Origin of the sequence: Streptomyces sp. NPDC006309 (genome assembly GCF_040613095.1) — a bacterium.
Taxonomy (GTDB): domain Bacteria; phylum Actinomycetota; class Actinomycetes; order Streptomycetales; family Streptomycetaceae; genus Streptomyces.
In genome coordinates this window covers 108,706-124,243 of record NZ_JBEXRO010000016.1, presented here as the reverse complement: position 1 = coordinate 124,243, position 15,538 = coordinate 108,706, and the positions used below count along the sequence as shown (strand labels likewise).

Annotated in this window: 17 protein-coding genes; 7 read left to right on the top strand and 10 right to left on the bottom strand. The window is 73.7% G+C overall.

The window, feature by feature from the left end; all coding sequences use genetic code 11:
- Positions 1-57 precede the first annotated feature (57 nt).
- Positions 58-612 carry a DUF3291 domain-containing protein gene (locus ABZ117_RS21425; RefSeq protein ID WP_356822986.1) on the bottom strand — a complete coding sequence of 185 codons (555 nt, stop codon included), beginning with the start codon at positions 610-612 and terminating at the stop codon, positions 58-60.
- Between the two features lie 1,226 nt (positions 613-1,838).
- On the opposite strand from ABZ117_RS21425, the gene ABZ117_RS21420 reads away from it, so the two are divergent.
- Complete coding sequence (locus ABZ117_RS21420) at positions 1,839-3,128, top strand: ROK family transcriptional regulator (RefSeq protein ID WP_356822984.1); 1,290 nt, start codon at positions 1,839-1,841, stop codon at positions 3,126-3,128.
- A gap of 50 nt (positions 3,129-3,178) precedes the next feature.
- On the opposite strand, the gene ABZ117_RS21415 is transcribed toward ABZ117_RS21420, so the two are convergent.
- Both ABZ117_RS21415 and ABZ117_RS21410 read right to left on the bottom strand, forming a co-directional pair.
- Positions 3,179-3,415: a hypothetical protein gene (locus ABZ117_RS21415; protein ID WP_356822982.1), complete on the bottom strand. Its 237-nt coding sequence runs from the start codon at positions 3,413-3,415 to the stop codon at positions 3,179-3,181.
- Between the two features lie 49 nt (positions 3,416-3,464).
- Complete coding sequence (locus ABZ117_RS21410; protein WP_356822980.1) at positions 3,465-4,496, bottom strand: SDR family oxidoreductase; 1,032 nt, start codon at positions 4,494-4,496, stop codon at positions 3,465-3,467.
- A 191-nt stretch (positions 4,497-4,687) separates the two neighbouring features.
- Here ABZ117_RS21410 and ABZ117_RS21405 point away from each other — a divergent pair, with 191 nt between their 5' ends.
- Positions 4,688-5,566 (top strand): alpha/beta hydrolase, encoded by an 879-nt coding sequence (locus ABZ117_RS21405; RefSeq protein WP_356822978.1) that lies wholly within the window; start codon positions 4,688-4,690, stop codon positions 5,564-5,566.
- Between the two features lie 245 nt (positions 5,567-5,811).
- Here the strand turns inward: ABZ117_RS21405 and ABZ117_RS21400 are convergent, their stop codons facing one another.
- Positions 5,812-6,474, bottom strand: a complete 663-nt coding sequence (locus tag ABZ117_RS21400; RefSeq protein WP_356822976.1) for an HAD family hydrolase — start codon at positions 6,472-6,474, stop codon at positions 5,812-5,814.
- Positions 6,475-6,490: 16 nt separating this feature from the next.
- On the bottom strand, positions 6,491-7,558 hold the full coding sequence (locus tag ABZ117_RS21395) for a PHP domain-containing protein (RefSeq protein ID WP_356822974.1): 1,068 nt from the start codon (positions 7,556-7,558) through the stop codon (positions 6,491-6,493).
- Between the two features lie 149 nt (positions 7,559-7,707).
- On the opposite strand from ABZ117_RS21395, the gene ABZ117_RS21390 reads away from it, so the two are divergent.
- From ABZ117_RS21390 to ABZ117_RS21380, 3 genes are read left to right on the top strand one after another with little or no spacing between them, the layout of a single operon-like run.
- On the top strand, positions 7,708-8,514 hold the full coding sequence (locus ABZ117_RS21390) for an SDR family oxidoreductase (protein WP_356822972.1): 807 nt from the start codon (positions 7,708-7,710) through the stop codon (positions 8,512-8,514).
- 7 nt (positions 8,515-8,521) lie between these two features.
- Entirely contained in the window at positions 8,522-9,547 is a 1,026-nt protein-coding gene (locus tag ABZ117_RS21385; protein WP_356822970.1) for a DNA topoisomerase IB, read from the top strand.
- 35 nt (positions 9,548-9,582) lie between these two features.
- Positions 9,583-9,828, top strand: a complete 246-nt coding sequence (locus ABZ117_RS21380; protein WP_356822968.1) for a hypothetical protein — start codon at positions 9,583-9,585, stop codon at positions 9,826-9,828.
- A 9-nt stretch (positions 9,829-9,837) separates the two neighbouring features.
- On the opposite strand, the gene ABZ117_RS21375 is transcribed toward ABZ117_RS21380, so the two are convergent.
- The 5 genes from ABZ117_RS21375 to ABZ117_RS21355 all read right to left on the bottom strand — a co-directional run bounded on the left by ABZ117_RS21375 (position 9,838) and on the right by ABZ117_RS21355 (position 14,270).
- Entirely contained in the window at positions 9,838-11,073 is a 1,236-nt protein-coding gene (locus tag ABZ117_RS21375) for a family 16 glycosylhydrolase (protein ID WP_356822966.1), read from the bottom strand.
- A 100-nt stretch (positions 11,074-11,173) separates the two neighbouring features.
- Positions 11,174-11,734: a VanZ family protein gene (locus tag ABZ117_RS21370; RefSeq protein ID WP_356822964.1), complete on the bottom strand. Its 561-nt coding sequence runs from the start codon at positions 11,732-11,734 to the stop codon at positions 11,174-11,176.
- 352 nt (positions 11,735-12,086) lie between these two features.
- Entirely contained in the window at positions 12,087-12,737 is a 651-nt protein-coding gene (locus ABZ117_RS21365) for a DUF4230 domain-containing protein (protein ID WP_356822962.1), read from the bottom strand.
- A 67-nt stretch (positions 12,738-12,804) separates the two neighbouring features.
- The gene (locus ABZ117_RS21360; RefSeq protein WP_356822960.1) at positions 12,805-13,185 is read right to left on the bottom strand and encodes an anti-sigma factor antagonist; all 381 of its coding nucleotides are present in this window, start codon (positions 13,183-13,185) and stop codon (positions 12,805-12,807) included.
- A gap of 134 nt (positions 13,186-13,319) precedes the next feature.
- The gene (locus ABZ117_RS21355) at positions 13,320-14,270 is read right to left on the bottom strand and encodes an NADP-dependent oxidoreductase (protein ID WP_356822958.1); all 951 of its coding nucleotides are present in this window, start codon (positions 14,268-14,270) and stop codon (positions 13,320-13,322) included.
- Between the two features lie 242 nt (positions 14,271-14,512).
- Between ABZ117_RS21355 and ABZ117_RS21350 the strand changes: the two genes are divergently transcribed.
- Together ABZ117_RS21350 and ABZ117_RS21345 are read left to right on the top strand one after the other, a co-directional pair.
- Complete coding sequence (locus ABZ117_RS21350; protein ID WP_356822956.1) at positions 14,513-15,082, top strand: hypothetical protein; 570 nt, start codon at positions 14,513-14,515, stop codon at positions 15,080-15,082.
- A 67-nt stretch (positions 15,083-15,149) separates the two neighbouring features.
- Positions 15,150-15,299, top strand: coding sequence for a hypothetical protein (locus ABZ117_RS21345; protein ID WP_356822954.1), 150 nt, complete (start codon positions 15,150-15,152; stop codon positions 15,297-15,299).
- Positions 15,300-15,538: the final 239 nt, after the last annotated feature.

Genomic DNA, 15,538 nt, shown 5'->3' with positions numbered 1-15,538 from the left:
TAACCACCGGGGCGCTCCCGAGGCGGTCGCAACGAATCCAATCGTTCAGGTTCCTTGTCAGCGAACCTGGTCGCTCTTCGGCCCGATGCCTGTGATCCCGGTGGGAGTTCCGTCCGGGGCGAACGAGTGGTGGAAGCTGAAGGCGTGCGGCGCGGAGCCGTGGTCGTGGATGTGCTCCAGCCTGGCAACCCCGTCCTGCCAGGTGGGTATCACGCCGTCGGAGACCCACCAGATCACGTAACCCGGGTGTCCCGTCCTCTCGAACCAGTCGTAACGCCTGTTCAGCGCCGCACGGTGCAGACCGGTGTAGATGGCGTCGAAGGCGGGGCGCAGATCGGTCCAGAGCGAGAGGGTCGCGGCCAGGGCCGTGGTCTCCAACGTATGGCCCTTGCCGTACCAGGTCGGTACGGCGAACTCTCCCCATTCACCCCAGTCCGAGTCGAACATGCCCCGGCTGCGGTCTGCCGCTTCAGCGCGAGCGAGGTATCCGGGGTGCTGGCCGATCTCCCGGTAGACGGCCTCACCGCTTCGGTGGAACTCCCGCGTGAGAGGTGCGGGATCGGCGAGAGGCGACTTCAGGACGCCGAATGTGTACAGAGCAAGATGGGGCATGCGTCTCTCCCTGGTCGGGGCTGCCTGGCGTGGACCCGGTTCGGTGGCCTACGCATGGGGGCGAGGGTTCGTGGGGCGTGACCGACTCATCCCGTCGCGGGTGGCCCAGCCTGAAGCAACCCCTGCGCGACCGTGGGCGACCACCGAAGGCCAGTTGAAGGTAGCTGCCTCTGCGAGCCATGTCGAAGTTGCGATTTCCCTGTCCAAGTGGCCTCTTGCGGCCCAGCGCATGTCGAGAAGCGGCATCGGCAACCCCGCTCAGCCGGTGTGCCGGGGCGACGCCGGCGGCGTTGTCGGCGTCGACTGGGTTGGATGACGGAACGACCGGGTTCACGGCCACAGGACATCTGCCGAGCCAACCCGGCTCCGCCGAGCCAATCCGGCTCTGCCGAGCCAACCCGGCTCCGCCGAGCCAATCCGGCTCTGCCGAGCCAATCCGGCTCCGCCGAGCCAACCCGGCTCCGCCGAGCCAACCCGGCTCCGCCGAGCCGCGATTGAGCCGATTCGGCCGGACCTCCCGAGCCCGCACGTCCGCCGAGCCCGCGGCCTCCCCGATCCTGCGAAGTCGCCGCACCCGCCATCCGGCCGATCCGACCCGCATCGGTGCCCTCGCCGGGCCTGCGGCTGCGCCGAGCTGCACGGCTCAGCGGAACCTGCGGCCTTGCCGAGCCTCCCGGCTCCGCTGAGCCTGCGTTCCCACCGGACTCCAGGTCCCGGCGAACCTGCGATCCCGGCGAACCTGCGATCCCGCCGAACCCCCGATCCCCGCCGACCCGGGCCGCCTATGCTCCCGGCCCCCGCCCGCCCCCCGGGCGTCCTGGCTCCCGCCCCTGCCGGTCGAACCCCTTGAGTCCCGGAAGGCCTGGCGCCCCCCCGCCCCTGCCGGTCGAATGCCTTGAGTCCCGGAAGGCCTGGCGCCCCCCGCCCCTGCCGGTCGAATGCCTTGAGTCCCGGAAGGCCTGGCGCCCCCCGCCCCTGCCGGTCGAACGCCTTGAGTCCCGGAAGGCCTGGCGCTCCCCGCCCCTGCCGGTCGAACGCCTTGAGTCCCGGAAGGCCTGGCGCCCCCCGCCCCGGGGCCGGTCCGCCCCCCTGAGCCCCCGAACCCGGGCGCCGCACGCCCGGGCACCCGCTTCGCTCATAGTTTGAAATAAGGGTTCGTGTGAAGTCGCGTCCGGTGCTGGCCGGGAGGTATGTTGCAGGTCGGGCAGGGGATGGGAAGGAACCACATGGCGGGGCGGAACGGACGCACGGTACGTGATCTCCGGCGCGGCAACCGCACGGCGGTGCTGCAACGGCTGTATTTCGACGGCCCGCTCAGCCGCTTCGAACTGGGTCCCGCCACCGGGCTGAGTTCCGGCTCGGTGAGCAACGTGGTCGCGGACCTGGTCGCCGACGGCCTGGTCGAGGAGGCCGGCAGTGTCGACTCCGACGGCGGCCGGCCCCGCACCCTGCTGCGTGTCGCCCCGCACAGTGGCCAGATGATCGGCGTCGATGTCGGCGAGACCCGCGTCCGCGTGGAGCTGTTCGACCTCGCCCTCACCGAACTCGCCCGCACGGAGCGGCCGTTGACCCCGCAGGGTTACGACGTCGACGTCATCGCCGGCCATATCCGCGACGGCGTCGCCGAGGTCCTCACCGCCCCGCAGGCCGATCCCGACCGGCTGCTCGGTGTCGGCGTCGGCGTCCCCGGCATCGTCGAGCGTTCCCCGGACCGGGGTGCCGTGGTCCACGGGCAGACCATCGGCTGGGACGCCGTCCCGCTGGAGCGGCTGCTCCGCTCGGCCTCACCCCTTCCCGAGGAGGTGCCGTACTTCATCGACAACGGCGCCAAGACCCTCGGCCAGGCGGAGATGTGGTTCGGGGCCGGCCGCGGGGCCCGCAACGCCGTGGTCGTGCTGTTCGGTTCCGGCGTCGGCGCCTGCCTGGTCACTCCCGAGGCGGAGCACGGGCGGGCCCTGGAGTGGGGTCATCTGACGGTGCGGGTGCGCGGGCGCCGCTGCCGCTGCGGCGCGCCCGGCTGCCTGGAGGCGTACGCGGGCGCCGAGTCGCTGCTCGCCCGCTGGCGGGAGGAGGGCGGCCGGCCGCCGGCGGACACCGACGAGGAGACCGCGCTCACCGCGATGCTCGCCGCCGCCTACCCGGCCGAGGGCGAGGCGGCGGACCCGGTCGCGCTGGCCGTCCTGGAGGAGACCGCCGAATACCTCGGCGCCGGCCTCTCCGACCTGATCAACCTCTTCCAGCCCGAGCGCATCCTCATCGGCGGCTGGGCCGGGCTCCAGCTCGGCACCCGCTTCCTGCCCGCCGTACGCCGGCACGCGGCGACGTACGCCCTGCGGCACCCGGCCGACAAGGTGACCATCGACCTCGGCAGGCTGGGGCCCGACGCGGTGACGGTCGGCGCCGCGATCCTGCCGCTGGCCGGGTTCTTCGCCAGCGGCGGACGGCGCCCGGAACCGGCCGGCGAGGCCCGGCTGCCCGCCTGGCGCACCGCCCTCCAGGAACGCGCCCCCCGCTGAGCCGGCCCCCGCACGCGGACCTGTACGGAGGCCGGGCCCGTACGGTGATCTCAGTCCGTCGGTTCCTGTGCCCCGGGATGTTCCTGGTGCACCGTGTCCTGCCGGGGCGCGCCCTGCGGGCCGCTGCCGGCTTCGTCGGTGTCCGGCACGGCTCCTTCGTCCGGCACGGCGTCCTCGTCGGGCGCGTCCAGCAGGTCCTCGCCGGGACCGGCCTGCTGATCGGGCATGTCCCTGGGCACCGGCCGCTCCTCGGCTCCGGACGTGGCACCGGGTTCCTGCACCGCCATGGTTCTCTCCGCTCCTCTTCGGCTCGAACTGTGGGTCTCGGTGATGTGCTCAGCCGACCTTGCGTCCCCGCATCGGCTCGGTCTCCATGCCGCCGCCCTTCCGGAGGCCGTCCAGGAACTCCTGGAGGACCTCGGTCGCCGTGTACCGCGGCTGCCAGCCCAGCTCGGTGCGTGCCCGGCCGCTGTCCATCATCGGCAGCCGCAGCACGGCGTCGAACAGGTGCGGTGAGGCGGGCAGCAGATGCAGTCCCCACGCGGCGGCGATGGCCGACCGGACCGCCGTACGCGGCAGCCGCACCGGCCGTGAGCCGAGCAGCTCGGCGAGCACGCCCGCGTCCAGCGGGGGATCGGCGGCCAGGTTGAAGGGGCCGCGGGCGGTGTCCGTGTGCACCGCGAGCCGGTAGGCCTCGGCGGCGTCGTCCGTGTGAAGGGCCTGCACCCGCAGGCCGGGGACGTCCGGCAGGAACGGCAGCAGTTCCGGCCGGAGCAGCGGCCCGGGCAGGAACCGCCCGCCGAAGATCCGCCGCTGCTCGCTCGCCGACTCCCACTTGAACAGGAACGCGGGCCGCATGCGGACCACCCGCACCTCGGGGTGGTCGCGCTCGAACACGTCCAGGGTGCGCTCCAGGTAGGCCTTCTCCCGGCAGTACGCGGCGTCCGGCCAGCCGTGTGTGGGCCAGGTCTCGTCCACCGCACGGTCCTTCGGCCCCGGCGAGTACGCCCCGACGGAGGAGGCGTGCACCAGCACCGGCACCCGGGCCGCGGCGACCGCCTCGAACACCCGGATGCTGCCGAGCACGTTGGTCCGCCAGGTGGTGGCCGGATCGTGGGTCGGCTGGAACGCCCAGGCCAGATGGATCACGGCGTCGGCGCCCTCCAGGCGCTCCGCGAGGTTCGCCCGGTCCGAGGCCAGGTCGACGGCGGACCACTCGGTCTTCGCGGGCGACCACTCGGGCGTCCGCCGGGCCAGTCCCCGCACCGACTTGACGGCGGGATCCTCCGAGAGCAGACGCACGACACTCGTCCCGACGTTGCCGGTGGCGCCGGTCACGACGACCCTGCTGCCCACTGAGCTGCTCACCTTCGGCTCCTCTCGTCGTCACGGCGGGGGCTGGGACGAGCGGCCGGGTACCCGGGCACCGTGCCCGCACACGCGGCATGACGTCACGGGTAATCGACCGCGCGGCCCCTTCCGCGGAACCATCGGATCACCGAGCACGGCGGACGTCCCGTCCCGCCGCCGGATCCGTACCGGAAGCCCAGGAGGCCCCCATGCCGTACTTCGCGAGCCCCGTCGACGGCGCCCGTCTGCACTACGCCGACCACGGTCCCGCCACCGGGCCCGTCGCCGTCTTCGTCGCCAGCGCTTACCTCGGCCACGACATGTGGGAGCACCAGATGCTGCCGCTCGCGGAGGCCGGCTACCGCTGCGTCGGCCTGGACCGCCGGGGCCACGGCCGGTCGGAGGACACCTGGACGGGGCACGACCTGGACACCCTCGCCGACGACCTGCACGGCCTGCTGGACCAGCTGGACCTGCGCGAGGTCACGCTGATCGGGCACTCGGTCGGCACCGCCGAGGTGGTCCGCTGCCTGACCCGGCACGGTACGGCGCGGGTGGCCCGTGCCGCGCTGGTCGCCGGGGTCACCCCGGGCCTGGTCCGCTCGCCGGGCCTGCCGGAAGGCCTTGACCCGGCGGTCGTCCAGGCCGACGACGAGGTGTTCCGGCGTGACCGGGCGGCGTACTTCGCCGCTTCGGCCGACGACTTCTTCGCCGTGCACCGGCCCGGCAACGAGGTGTCGCCGGAGTACGTCCGCCATCTGATCGACCGCTGTCTCACCGCGACGCCGCGCGCCTCGAACGGCGTCCGGGCCGTGGTCGCCGGCCTGGATCTCACCGCGGAGCTGCCCACGGTCGGGGTCCCGGTGCTCGTCGTGCACGGCACCCACGACACCTCGGCGCCGGTGGCCCTCACCGGGGAGCGTGCGGCACGCCTGGTGCCGGACGGCACGCTGAAGGTCTACGAGAACGGCGGCCACGGCCTGTTCACCACGCACGCGGAGCTGCTCACGGCGGACCTGCGGGAGTTCCTCGGGGCCGTGCCCGGGCGGACGGCCGTAGCGGCCGCGGCGGGCTCCACCGGCCGGTGAAGGGGCCGCCGGGCAGGCTGCCGGACACAGAGAAGCCCCGGCCGTGACGGGGGAATCACGGCCGGGGCGGTCGGAGGTGGGTGCGGACGGCGGTCGCCTCGCGGCGAGACGCTCCACAGGGCTTCAGCCGGACGATCGTCCCTGTGGGCAGAAGGTGAGGCCCGGGGACACTGTCCCGTCCACACCCACGGATGGTTCAACGGGCAACCACCTCGCGGTGTTCCACCCGGCCGGCATGACCTGCGTCACTCCCCGCCGAACGGGCTCTCCGCCAGGCGGTCCAGCAGGTCGGCCGGGTCGGCGTACACGGCCTCGGCGCCCGCCTCCTCCAGGTCGGCCCGGGGGAGCCCCCCGCACAGCACCCCCACACAGCGGACGCCGGCCTTGCTGCCCGCCTGCATGTCCCAGACGGTGTCCCCGACGAACACCGCCCGCGAGGCCGGGACCCCGGCCAGCTCCAGCGCGTGCTCCACCGGCTCCGCGGCCGGCTTGCCCTCCCGTACGTCGTCGGCGCTCGCCGTGTCCGTGATGGCGTCGTCCGCGCCGATCGCCCGGCGCAGCGCGCCCAGCTCGGCACCGCTCGCCGAGGTGGCGAGGACCACCGTCCAGCCGTCCCCGCGCAGCCGCCGCAGCAGATCGGCGGCCCCCGGCAGGGCGGGCAGCCGGTCGAAGTACTGGCCGTACAGCGCCTTGTGCGCGGCGCTCAGCGCCGAGTCCTGCTTCTTGTCCCGGTCGTCACCGAGCAGATGGGCGACCAGGTCCTCGGAACCCAGCCCGACGGCCCGGTGCACGGCGTGCATGGGCACGTCGTGACCCGCCTGCCGGAACGCCTCCCACCAGGTCACGACATGCAGGTGATTGGTGTCGACGAGGGTTCCGTCGACGTCGAACACGGCGGCGCGGTCCATGGGGGTCCTTTCCTCTTCAGCTCTCCGGCCGGGTACCACGCCCGGCCCCGGCCACGCGTGCCGGCAGCCGTCCTTCGCGCGTCCAGCCCAGCAGTTCCCCGGCCGTCCAGGTCGTCACCACCCGCTCGGGCGGCACCCCGCACTCCTCGGCCCGGGCGCAGCCGAGGATCTGCCAGTCCAGCTGGCCGGGTGCGTGGGCGTCGGTGTCCACCGCGAACAGCACGCCCGCCCCGACCGCCGCGCGCAGCAGCCGCCGGGGCGGGTCCAGGCGCTCCGGACGGCTGTTGATCTCCACGGCCGTGCCGGACTCGGCGCACGCGGCGAACACCTCCGCCGCGTCGAACTCCGACTCCGGCCGCCCCCGGCCCGTCACCAGGCGCCCGGTGCAGTGCCCGAGGACATCGGCGTGCGGACTGCGGACGGCGGCCACCATCCGGCGCGTCATCGACCGGGCGTCCATCCGCAGCTTGGAGTGGACCGACACCACGACCACGTCGAGCCGCTCCAGCAGCTCCGGCTCCTGGTCCAGCGAGCCGTCCTCCAGGATGTCGCACTCGATGCCGGTGAGCAGCCGGAACGGCGCCCAGCGCGCGTTCAGCCCCGCCACCACCTCCAGCTGCTCCCGCAGCCGCTCCGGTGACAGCCCGCGGGCCACGGTCAGCCGGGGCGAGTGGTCGGTGAGCACGGTCCACTCGTGTCCCAGTCCGGCCGCCGCCCGCCCCATCTCCTCGATCGGGCTGCCCCCGTCGGACCAGTCCGAGTGCGTGTGGCAGTCCCCGCGGATCAGGGCCCGCAGCGCGGCGCCGGGGCCGTCCGCCGGGGCCGGGGCACCGGCCTCCTCCTCCAGCGTGCGCAGATAGCCGGGCACCTCACCGGCCAGCGCCTCCCGCACCACCTGGGCGGTCTTCGGCCCGACGCCCTTCAGGGTCTCCAGGGTCCCGCCCGCCGCCCGCCGGGCCACCTCCTCCCCGGGCAGCGCGGCGAGCACCCGGGCGGCGGTGCGGAAGGCCCGTACCCGGTAGGTGGGCGCGAGGGACCGCTCCAGCAGGAAGGCGATCCGGTCCAGTGCGGCGACGGGTTCCATGCACACCAGGTTCACATCGGGCACCCCGCGGGGGCGCGGCGAACCGCACGACACGCCCCACGCCCGCCCGCCGCGGTGCACGCCCGGCACCGGTTTGCCCGCACCGGCCCCGGGTACTGCGGTGATCACCCGTATGCGAGGAGGCCGTCATGCCCAGCCCAGCCGCATCACGCCGCACGGCGGTCGTCACCGGCGCGGACAGCGGCATCGGCCGCGCCACCGCCGTACGGCTGGCCGAGGCCGGCCTGGACGTCGCTTTCACCTGGCACTCCGACGAGAAGGGCGCCGAGGAGACCGCTCGGGAGATCCGCGCGCACGGCCGCCGGGCCGTCGTCGGCCGGCTCGATCTCACCCGGCCGCCCGAGGCCGCCGACACCGTGGACGGGCTCTGCGAGGAGCTGGGCCGCGTCGACGTGCTGGTCAACAACGCCGGTACGGGCACCATGACCCCCTTCCTCGACCTGGACCCGGCGGAGGTGCGCCGGGTCCTGGACGTCGACCTCGTCGGCCCGTTCCTGCTCGGGCAGCGGGCCGCCCGGCGCATGATCCGGCAGGGCGACGGCGGCCGGATCGTCAACGTCACCTCCGTCCACGAGCACCAGCCCCGGGTCGGTGCGGCCCCGTATTGCGCGGCCAAGGGCGGCCTCGGCCTGCTCACCCAGGTGATGGCCCTGGAGCTGGCCGAGTACGGCATCACCGTGAACGCGGTCGCGCCGGGCGAGATCGCCACCCCGATGACCGGCCAGGAGGACACCGACGTGCACACCGTGAGCCGCCCCGGCGTCCCGCTCGGCCGGCCCGGTGACGCCCGTGAGGTCGCCGCGGTCATCGCCTTCCTGGCGAGCCCGGACGCCTCCTACGTCACCGGCGCCTCCTGGAGCGTGGACGGCGGCATGCTGCGCATGGGCCCCCAGGCCGGCTCGCACCTGACCAGCGACGACTGGCGCCGGCCCTGAGACGCCGATGAGACTGCGGACCAGTTCCTGCGACGGCCCCGGCTACCGGCGCATCCGCTGCGGCCGGGGCTTCCGCTACGTCGACTGCACCGGCGAGCGCCTCACCGATCCCGGACAGCTCGCCCGCGTCCGCGCCCTGACCATTCCGCCCGCCTGGCGTGACGTGTGGATCTGCCCCTGGCCCAACGGCCACCTCCAGGCCGTCGGCACCGACGCGGCCGGGCGCCGCCAGTATCTGTACCACGAGCAGTTCCGCGCGGAGCAGGACCGCGCCAAGCACGAGCACGTACGGCAGGTCGCGCGGGCCCTGCCCGAGCTGCGCGCCAAGGTGGCCCTGGACCTGGCCGGGCGCGGGCTGAGCCGTGCCCGGGTGACCGCCTGCGCGGTCCGCCTGCTCGACCTGGGCTTCTTCCGCATCGGCAGCGACCGGCACACCCGCACCAGTGAGACCTACGGCCTGACGACCATGCTCCGCGAGCACGTCGCCTGCGGACGGGGCGAGATCACCTTCAACTTCCCGGCGAAGGGCGGCGTCGAGATGGTGCGCGCCCTCGTCGACGACCAGGTGCGCACCGTCGCCCTCGCGCTGCTGCGCCGCCCGGGCGGCGGCGACCGCTTCCTCGCCTTCCACGAGGGCGGCGCCTGGCACGACCTGCACGGCGACGACCTCAACGCGGCGCTGCGCGGGCTGACCGGCACCGACGTCACCGCCAAGGACTTCCGCACCTGGCACGCCACCGTGCTGGCCTCCGTCGCGGTCGCCGTGACCACACGCCACGCCCGTGCCACCGAGGCGGCCCGGCGCCGGCAGATCGCCCGGGCCGTCCGCGAGGTCAGCCACTACCTGGGCAACACCCCGGCGGTGTGCCGGGCGTCGTACATCGACCCGAAGGTCTTCGAGCTGTTCGAACAGGGGGTGACCATCGCCCCCGCGCTCACCCGGCTGGGTGAGCACGGGGACTTCGGGCGTCCGGCCACGCAGGGGCCCGTCGAGAAGGCGGTTCTCGATCTTCTGGAGGGCTCCGGCGGATGACCCGCCCGGGCGGGTTGCGTTCTACCCTCGATGGCATGACCGAACAAGCAGTTCCCCATATGTCCCGTCCGCGGATCCTGGTCCTCGGCGTGTGCCCGGGCAGGCCGGGCGAGCCGCCGTTCAGGATCATGGAGATCGACGGTGAGGTGATCGGCGAGGCGCGGACCGTCACGGACGTGCTGGAGGCCGCCGCCGCCCACGGCCTTCCCATCCACGATCTGGACGACCCGGACGTGGTCCGCTTCGTGGGCGGCGACAAGTACACCTGGCGAGTGCACTGAGCGGACGGCTCAGCCGACCGTCCACTTCTGGTTGGCGCCGCCCGAGCACGTCCACAGCTGGAGCCGGGTGCCGTTGGCCGAGTTGTTCCCGGTGACGTCGAGGCACTTGTCCGCCTGCGGGTTGACGATGTCGTGCGCCGCGGTGACGGTCCACCGCTGCGCCGGGGTGCCGTTGCAGTCCCACAGCTGGACGGCCGTGCCGTCGCCCGTGCCGCCGCCCGTCACGTCCAGGCACTTGCCGAGCGCCCGGAGCGTGCCGTCCGAGCCGACGGTCCACTGCTGTGCGGGGCTGCCGTTGCAGTCGTAGAGCTGGACCGGCGTGCCGTTGGCGCTGTTGGCGCCGGCGACGTCGGCGCACTTGCCGGCGAGGCCCCGGACCGGCACACCGGAGGGGCTGTTCGCGGTCGTCACCGACACCGAGTCCACCAGGAGCTGCTGCGGGAACTGGGTGGAGGCGTCGGGGTCGCCGGGCCAGTAGCCGCCGACCGCGAGGTTCAGGATCAGGAAGAACGGCTTGTTGTCGTACACCCAGGTCTTCCCGCCCAGGTCGGCGGGGGTGCGCCGCTCGTAGACGGTGCCGTCCACCGACCAGGTGATCGACCCGGGCGCCCAGTCGACGGCGAAGGTGTGGAAGGCGTCCGCGAAGGCCTGCCCGTTCGGCAGGGTGTAGCCGGCGCCTATGCCGCCCGACCCGGAGTAGCCGGGGCCGTGGATGGTGCCGTGCACGGTAGAGGGTTCGAAGCCGACGTTCTCCATCACGTCGATCTCGCCCGAGTCCGGCCAGTTGACCGGCGTGCCGAGCATCCAGAACGCGGGCCACATGCCCTGCCCGCGCGGGATCTTCATCCGGGCCTCGACATGGCCGTAGGTGGCCTGGAACTTGCCGGCGGTGTTCAGCCGGGCCGAGGTGTACTGGCAGCTGCCGTACCAGCACTGGTAGCCGGCCGGGTTCTCTTTCCGGGCCGTGATCACCAGGTGGCCCTGGCCGTCCAGGGCGGCGTTCTTCGTGCCCGACGTGTAGTACTGCCGTTCGTGGTTGTTGACGTTGTCACCGGTCTCCAGGGTCCACTTCGAGGAGTCGACCGCGGCACCCGCGGGCCCGTCGAAGGTGTCCGAGAAGGTGGTGGCGGCCGCTGCCGCGGGGGCGGTGGTCTGCGCCCGCGCGGGGCCGACGGCGGCGGAGCCGATCAGCGCGGCGGACAGGGCGGCGAGGAGACATCTGCGGAGCAGACGCGGGGAGGCCATGGCTCTCCGTTCGGTGTGGGGGGAGCGAATGCGATGCCTCTTGATTTAAGAAGTGAGATAAGGGCCCGTCAATACTCTGGTACGGACCTGTTGCCCGCCCTCACTCCGCCGAGGGCTCGGGCACCCGCCGGTGCACCCCGCGACCGAGCCGCCGCCCCAGGATCAGCCAACCGAGCAGCGCCCCGGTCGTGTTGAGGATGACGTCGTCGATGTCGAAGGCCCGCCCGGTGACCAGCGCCCCCTGCACCAGCTCCACCATCAGCATCACCAGCGCGGTCAGCACGAGGACGTGCAGCATCCCCCGGGCGCGCGGCGCGAGGACCGGCACCAGCACCCCGAACGGCACGCCGAGCAGCACGTTCCCGCCGAGCTGCCGGAGCGCGTCCCGTACCGGCGCATGCTCCAGATAGGCCCTCAGGGAGCTGCCCGGGTGCAGGTTGCTGTGCGTCAGGGACACCGACGCAGGGGACGGCTGGAGAGTGATCCGGGCCAGTACGACGGCGAACGCCACCATGAAGGCGAACGCGACCAGGACCGCCAGCAGCCGGACGGGCAACGGCAGCGCGTGCCGCCGTACGGCCGGTGGACGGGGTTCCTCGGCCTCGGGCCGCTTCCTCGCGGTACGCAGCACCGCGGGCAGGCGCAGGGCGGTTCGGGCCATCGGGTCCTCCAGTCGTCAACCTCCGCGTTCCGTAAGCCGCTTACCCGCGCCTCGCCCCGGGATGCCGCCGCCCGGCACCCACCCGCGGGATCCGTTCACGCTCCCGGCTCACTCCGGGCGCGCCCGCGTCCGGAGTGAGCCGGGATGGCCTCCAGCGGCTGCCGGACACATCGCCGCACACCTGGGCGAGGCGGGTCAGGCGGCGCCCACGCCTCCGTCCACCGGACCGCGCACGGCGTGCTGCTGGGGGCCGCCCCGCCCTGCCGACGGTGTCCCGCACCGCTCTCGCCGTGACCCGCCCGCGCCGGACGGCCGCGCCCGGCCGGGCGTACCGGGCGGCTGACCCGGCCGGTCAGCCGCGGTAGGAGATGCGCACCTCCTGGAAGCCGAGGGAGCGCAGCAGGCCCTGGAGCATGCCGGTGGTGTTGTGCTCGGCGCGGGCGGTCAGCCCGCTGCTCCTGGCCGCGTCGCCGATGTGCCGGACGGCGAGTTTCTGCACGGCCTGCTCGCTGTTGGGATTGTCCGAGAACAGGTCGCCGAGCCGGTCCAGCAGCCCGCGCTGCTTGGACACGGCGTAGGAGTGACGGGGGTCGAGGGCGGGAGTGCCGAGTGTTGCGTGCGGCAGCCGGAGCGTGGCGGACGTACGGTCGCCGTTGACCGTGACGTCGTTCTCGCCGATCCGGCCGAGGTCGACGTAGGCGTCCACGGTGCCCGCGCCGACGTAGAGGGTGCGGGTGCCGCGGATCGCGTCCGGCAGGAACTTGGCGTCCTTCTCCAGGTCCACGACGACCTGGAAGGTGCCGGACGCGGCGTCGTAACGGCTCATGTCCCGGACGGACTTCAGCAGTGCGGGTCCGGAACGGTCGTGGGTCTCCGTGCCGAACAGGTCCTTGATGCCCGGCAGTACGGCCAGCCGGATCCCGGCGAACAGCACGGCGAGCACTATCACGAGCGCGGCCAAGGCCTTGGCCCAGCCGGGCAGGCGTCTGACGGGAGTCGTCATCGCGACGGCCCTCCTTCCTGCTGACCGCGTTCCCGCCAACGGCCGGATCAGGCAGGCGCGTTGCCTCTCACAACGAGCCGGAGGCGGCCTCGGAGCGGGCCAGGGCCGCCGCCAGGTCCGGGTGTGCGGGCAGCAGCCGGGCCAGGCCGGTGACCCGCAGGACGCGCAGGGTCAGCGGGTGCGTGCACACCAGGTGCAGCTGTCCGCCGCGTTCCAGCACCCGCACGCGCGCCCGGTAGAGCAGCCGCAGCCCCGAGCAGTCGAAGAACTCCACCGGCCTGAGATCGATCACGACCCGCGCACCCGGCCGGCCGGTCACGCGGTCGAGGAACGGGCCGATCTCCGCCGCCGCGACGATGTCGATCTCACCCCGGAACTCCAGCACCGTGTGCCCACGGCAGGTGTACATGCCCAGTTGCCGGGTGAGGGGTTCGGGCTCGTGTCGCACCTCGGCACCACCTCCCACCCGCGCCCGGACGTCGGTTCCCGATCGTCAAGTTACCCTCGATGGAAGGAATTTGAGCATGTTCGATTGACATATGTCTTCGAGTTTGGCGCGCCCGGGCCGGCCGCCGGGCCCGCTCAGTCCGCCAGCAGCACCAGCTTGCCCGTCGTCCGCCCGGTGTCACCCAGCTCGTGCGCCTTCGCGGCGTCGGACAGCGGGAACGTCCCGGCGATCGTCGCCGTCAGCTTCCCGGACTCCGCCAGTTCCGCGACCGCCCGCATCCCGGCGCGGTCGGCGTCGACCAGCATCCGCACCCCCCGCACGCCGAGCCGCTCGGCCTCGTCGTAGAACTCCTGGGAGCCTCCCGGCAGGATCGACACCACGACCCCGCCGGGCCGCAGTGTCCGCAGGGACCGTACGGCCGTCTCCCCGCCGAGGGTGTCCAGGACGACGTCCACGTCCCGCACCGCCTCCGTGACGTCGGTGGAGCGGTAGTCGACGGGCTCGTCCACGCCGATCTCCCGCAGGAAGCCGTGCTTGCCCGCGCTCGCCGTGCCGATCACGTACGCGCCGCGCGCCTTGGCGATCTGCACGGCCACGTGCCCGACCCCGCCGGCCGCCGCGTGGATCAGCACCCGCTGCCCGGGCCGCACGTCCGCGTGCTCGGTCAGCGCCTGCCAGGCGGTCAGGGAGACCAGCGGCAGCGCGCCGGCCTGGACATGGTCGATCGAGGCCGGCTTGCGGGTCAGGGCGCGGACCGGGGCGAGCACGTACTCGGCGTGCGAGCCGTGGCCGAAGGGGTACGGCAGCATGCCGAAGACCTCGTCGCCGGGCGCGAAGGCGGCGGCGCCGATCCCGTTCTCGACGACCTCGCCGGACACGTCCCAGCCGAGGACGAACGGGGGCTCGCCCAGGAACCCGCCGGTGGCCCGGTGCTTCCAGTCGGTGGGGTTCACCCCGGCCGCCCGCACCCGTACCAGCACCTGGTTGGGGCCCGGCTTCGGCCGCTCCATCTGCACGTACCGCAGTACCTCGGGACCGCCGAGGACGTCCTGGCTGATGGCTCGCATCGTGTTCACATCGCTCATGGTGACCCAGCCTGCCGGAGTCCGCCCGTCCGGAACATGGCACGACGGCCAACCTCCGACAGGATCCTGCCACGTCCGGTGACGCCCGTGCCGGCGCCGGCGGATCCGCTGAACGTTCCGGCCGTCCCCGGCGTCGCGGGAGTGCACGGCAGCACGGCAGCACGGCAGAAAAGGGGCGGGCATGCGCAGAGAGATCGTGGCGGCGGCGGTGGCGGCGCTGACGGCCGTGACGGCGGCGGGCTGTGACGACGGGCCACCACCCCGGCCTGGTGGTGAAGGGCACGCCCCCGGCGTCCCCCTACAACGGCCCGCTGTACGTGCCCACCAGGAACACCGACGGCACCGGGCCGCGAGCCCTGCGCCTGGCCTCCGGCGCGGCCGGCCGGGCGCTGGAGTGCGACGGGGAGATCTTCGAGGGCTCCGGCCCGGACGCGTGGAGCACCGCCGACGGCGGTGCCACCCCGCGGGAGGGACTGGCCCGGTACCTCGACGTGGCCGAGCCGCAGGATCCCGACAGCGGCTACCGCGTCGAGCGCCGGTCCGCGGACCGGGTCCTGTACTCCTTCGACGTGGCCGGGGGTACGAAGGTGGCGGTCGTGGTGGCCAGGGACCAGAGGGACCGGCCCGGCTGGGGCCCGGAGACGAACGCCTCCTGCGACCGCCGAACTGCCCGCCCGGTACGCCGCCTGTGGCTGGGAGGTGTGGACCGACGGACACGGCATCCGGCTGCCCGTCATCCGGATCAGCGGCTCCGCCGGCTCCGCGCACTGCGGCCGGCAGTCGGCCCACTTCCTCCGGCTGGACGGCCGTGAGTACGTCCGCGACCCCGAGGGCGTGCTCGGCCGGGACGGCCTGCTCCGTGCGCCGTACCGCGGGAACGTGCGCATGCCCGCCGCCGCCCACGACACCGGATACCACCACCGGGGCCGGCAGCTCTGGTTCACGGACGACCGGAACACGGCCTACGTCCGCACCTCCCACGGAGTGGAGGCCTGGCCGCGCGCGAAGGAGGACGCCGGCTGCGACTGACCGCCACCGGCGGCGCGATGGGCGGCCGGCGGCCCCCGCACCCGGGTCGTCACCGGCGGTGCGGTGGGTGGCCGGTGACCCCCGCGCCCGGGGTCGTCACCGGTGGTGCGGTGGGCGGCCGGTGCCCCTCGCACCCGGGTCGTCACCGGTGGTGCGGTGGGTGGCTGGCGGCCCTCGCACCGGGGTCGTCACTGGCGGTGCGGTGGGTGGCTGGCGGTCCTCGCACCCGGGTCGTCACC

Bases quoted from the DNA above. Each gene is read 5' to 3' on its own strand.
- ABZ117_RS21385 (WP_356822970.1), top strand. From the start codon at position 8,522: ATGAGACTGCGGACCAGTTCCTGCGACGGCCCCGGCTACCGGCGCATC.
- ABZ117_RS21425 (WP_356822986.1), bottom strand. From the start codon at position 612: ATGCCCCATCTTGCTCTGTACACATTCGGCGTCCTGAAGTCGCCTCTC.
- ABZ117_RS21370 (WP_356822964.1), bottom strand. From the start codon at position 11,734: ATGGCCCGAACCGCCCTGCGCCTGCCCGCGGTGCTGCGTACCGCGAGG.
- ABZ117_RS21400 (WP_356822976.1), bottom strand. From the start codon at position 6,474: ATGGACCGCGCCGCCGTGTTCGACGTCGACGGAACCCTCGTCGACACC.
- ABZ117_RS21415 (WP_356822982.1), bottom strand. From the start codon at position 3,415: ATGGCGGTGCAGGAACCCGGTGCCACGTCCGGAGCCGAGGAGCGGCCG.
- ABZ117_RS21390 (WP_356822972.1), top strand. From the start codon at position 7,708: ATGCCCAGCCCAGCCGCATCACGCCGCACGGCGGTCGTCACCGGCGCG.
- ABZ117_RS21405 (WP_356822978.1), top strand. From the start codon at position 4,688: ATGCCGTACTTCGCGAGCCCCGTCGACGGCGCCCGTCTGCACTACGCC.
- ABZ117_RS21355 (WP_356822958.1), bottom strand. From the start codon at position 14,270: ATGAGCGATGTGAACACGATGCGAGCCATCAGCCAGGACGTCCTCGGC.
- ABZ117_RS21375 (WP_356822966.1), bottom strand. From the start codon at position 11,073: ATGGCCTCCCCGCGTCTGCTCCGCAGATGTCTCCTCGCCGCCCTGTCC.
- ABZ117_RS21395 (WP_356822974.1), bottom strand. From the start codon at position 7,558: ATGGAACCCGTCGCCGCACTGGACCGGATCGCCTTCCTGCTGGAGCGG.
- ABZ117_RS21365 (WP_356822962.1), bottom strand. From the start codon at position 12,737: ATGACGACTCCCGTCAGACGCCTGCCCGGCTGGGCCAAGGCCTTGGCC.
- ABZ117_RS21380 (WP_356822968.1), top strand. From the start codon at position 9,583: ATGACCGAACAAGCAGTTCCCCATATGTCCCGTCCGCGGATCCTGGTC.
- ABZ117_RS21420 (WP_356822984.1), top strand. From the start codon at position 1,839: ATGGCGGGGCGGAACGGACGCACGGTACGTGATCTCCGGCGCGGCAAC.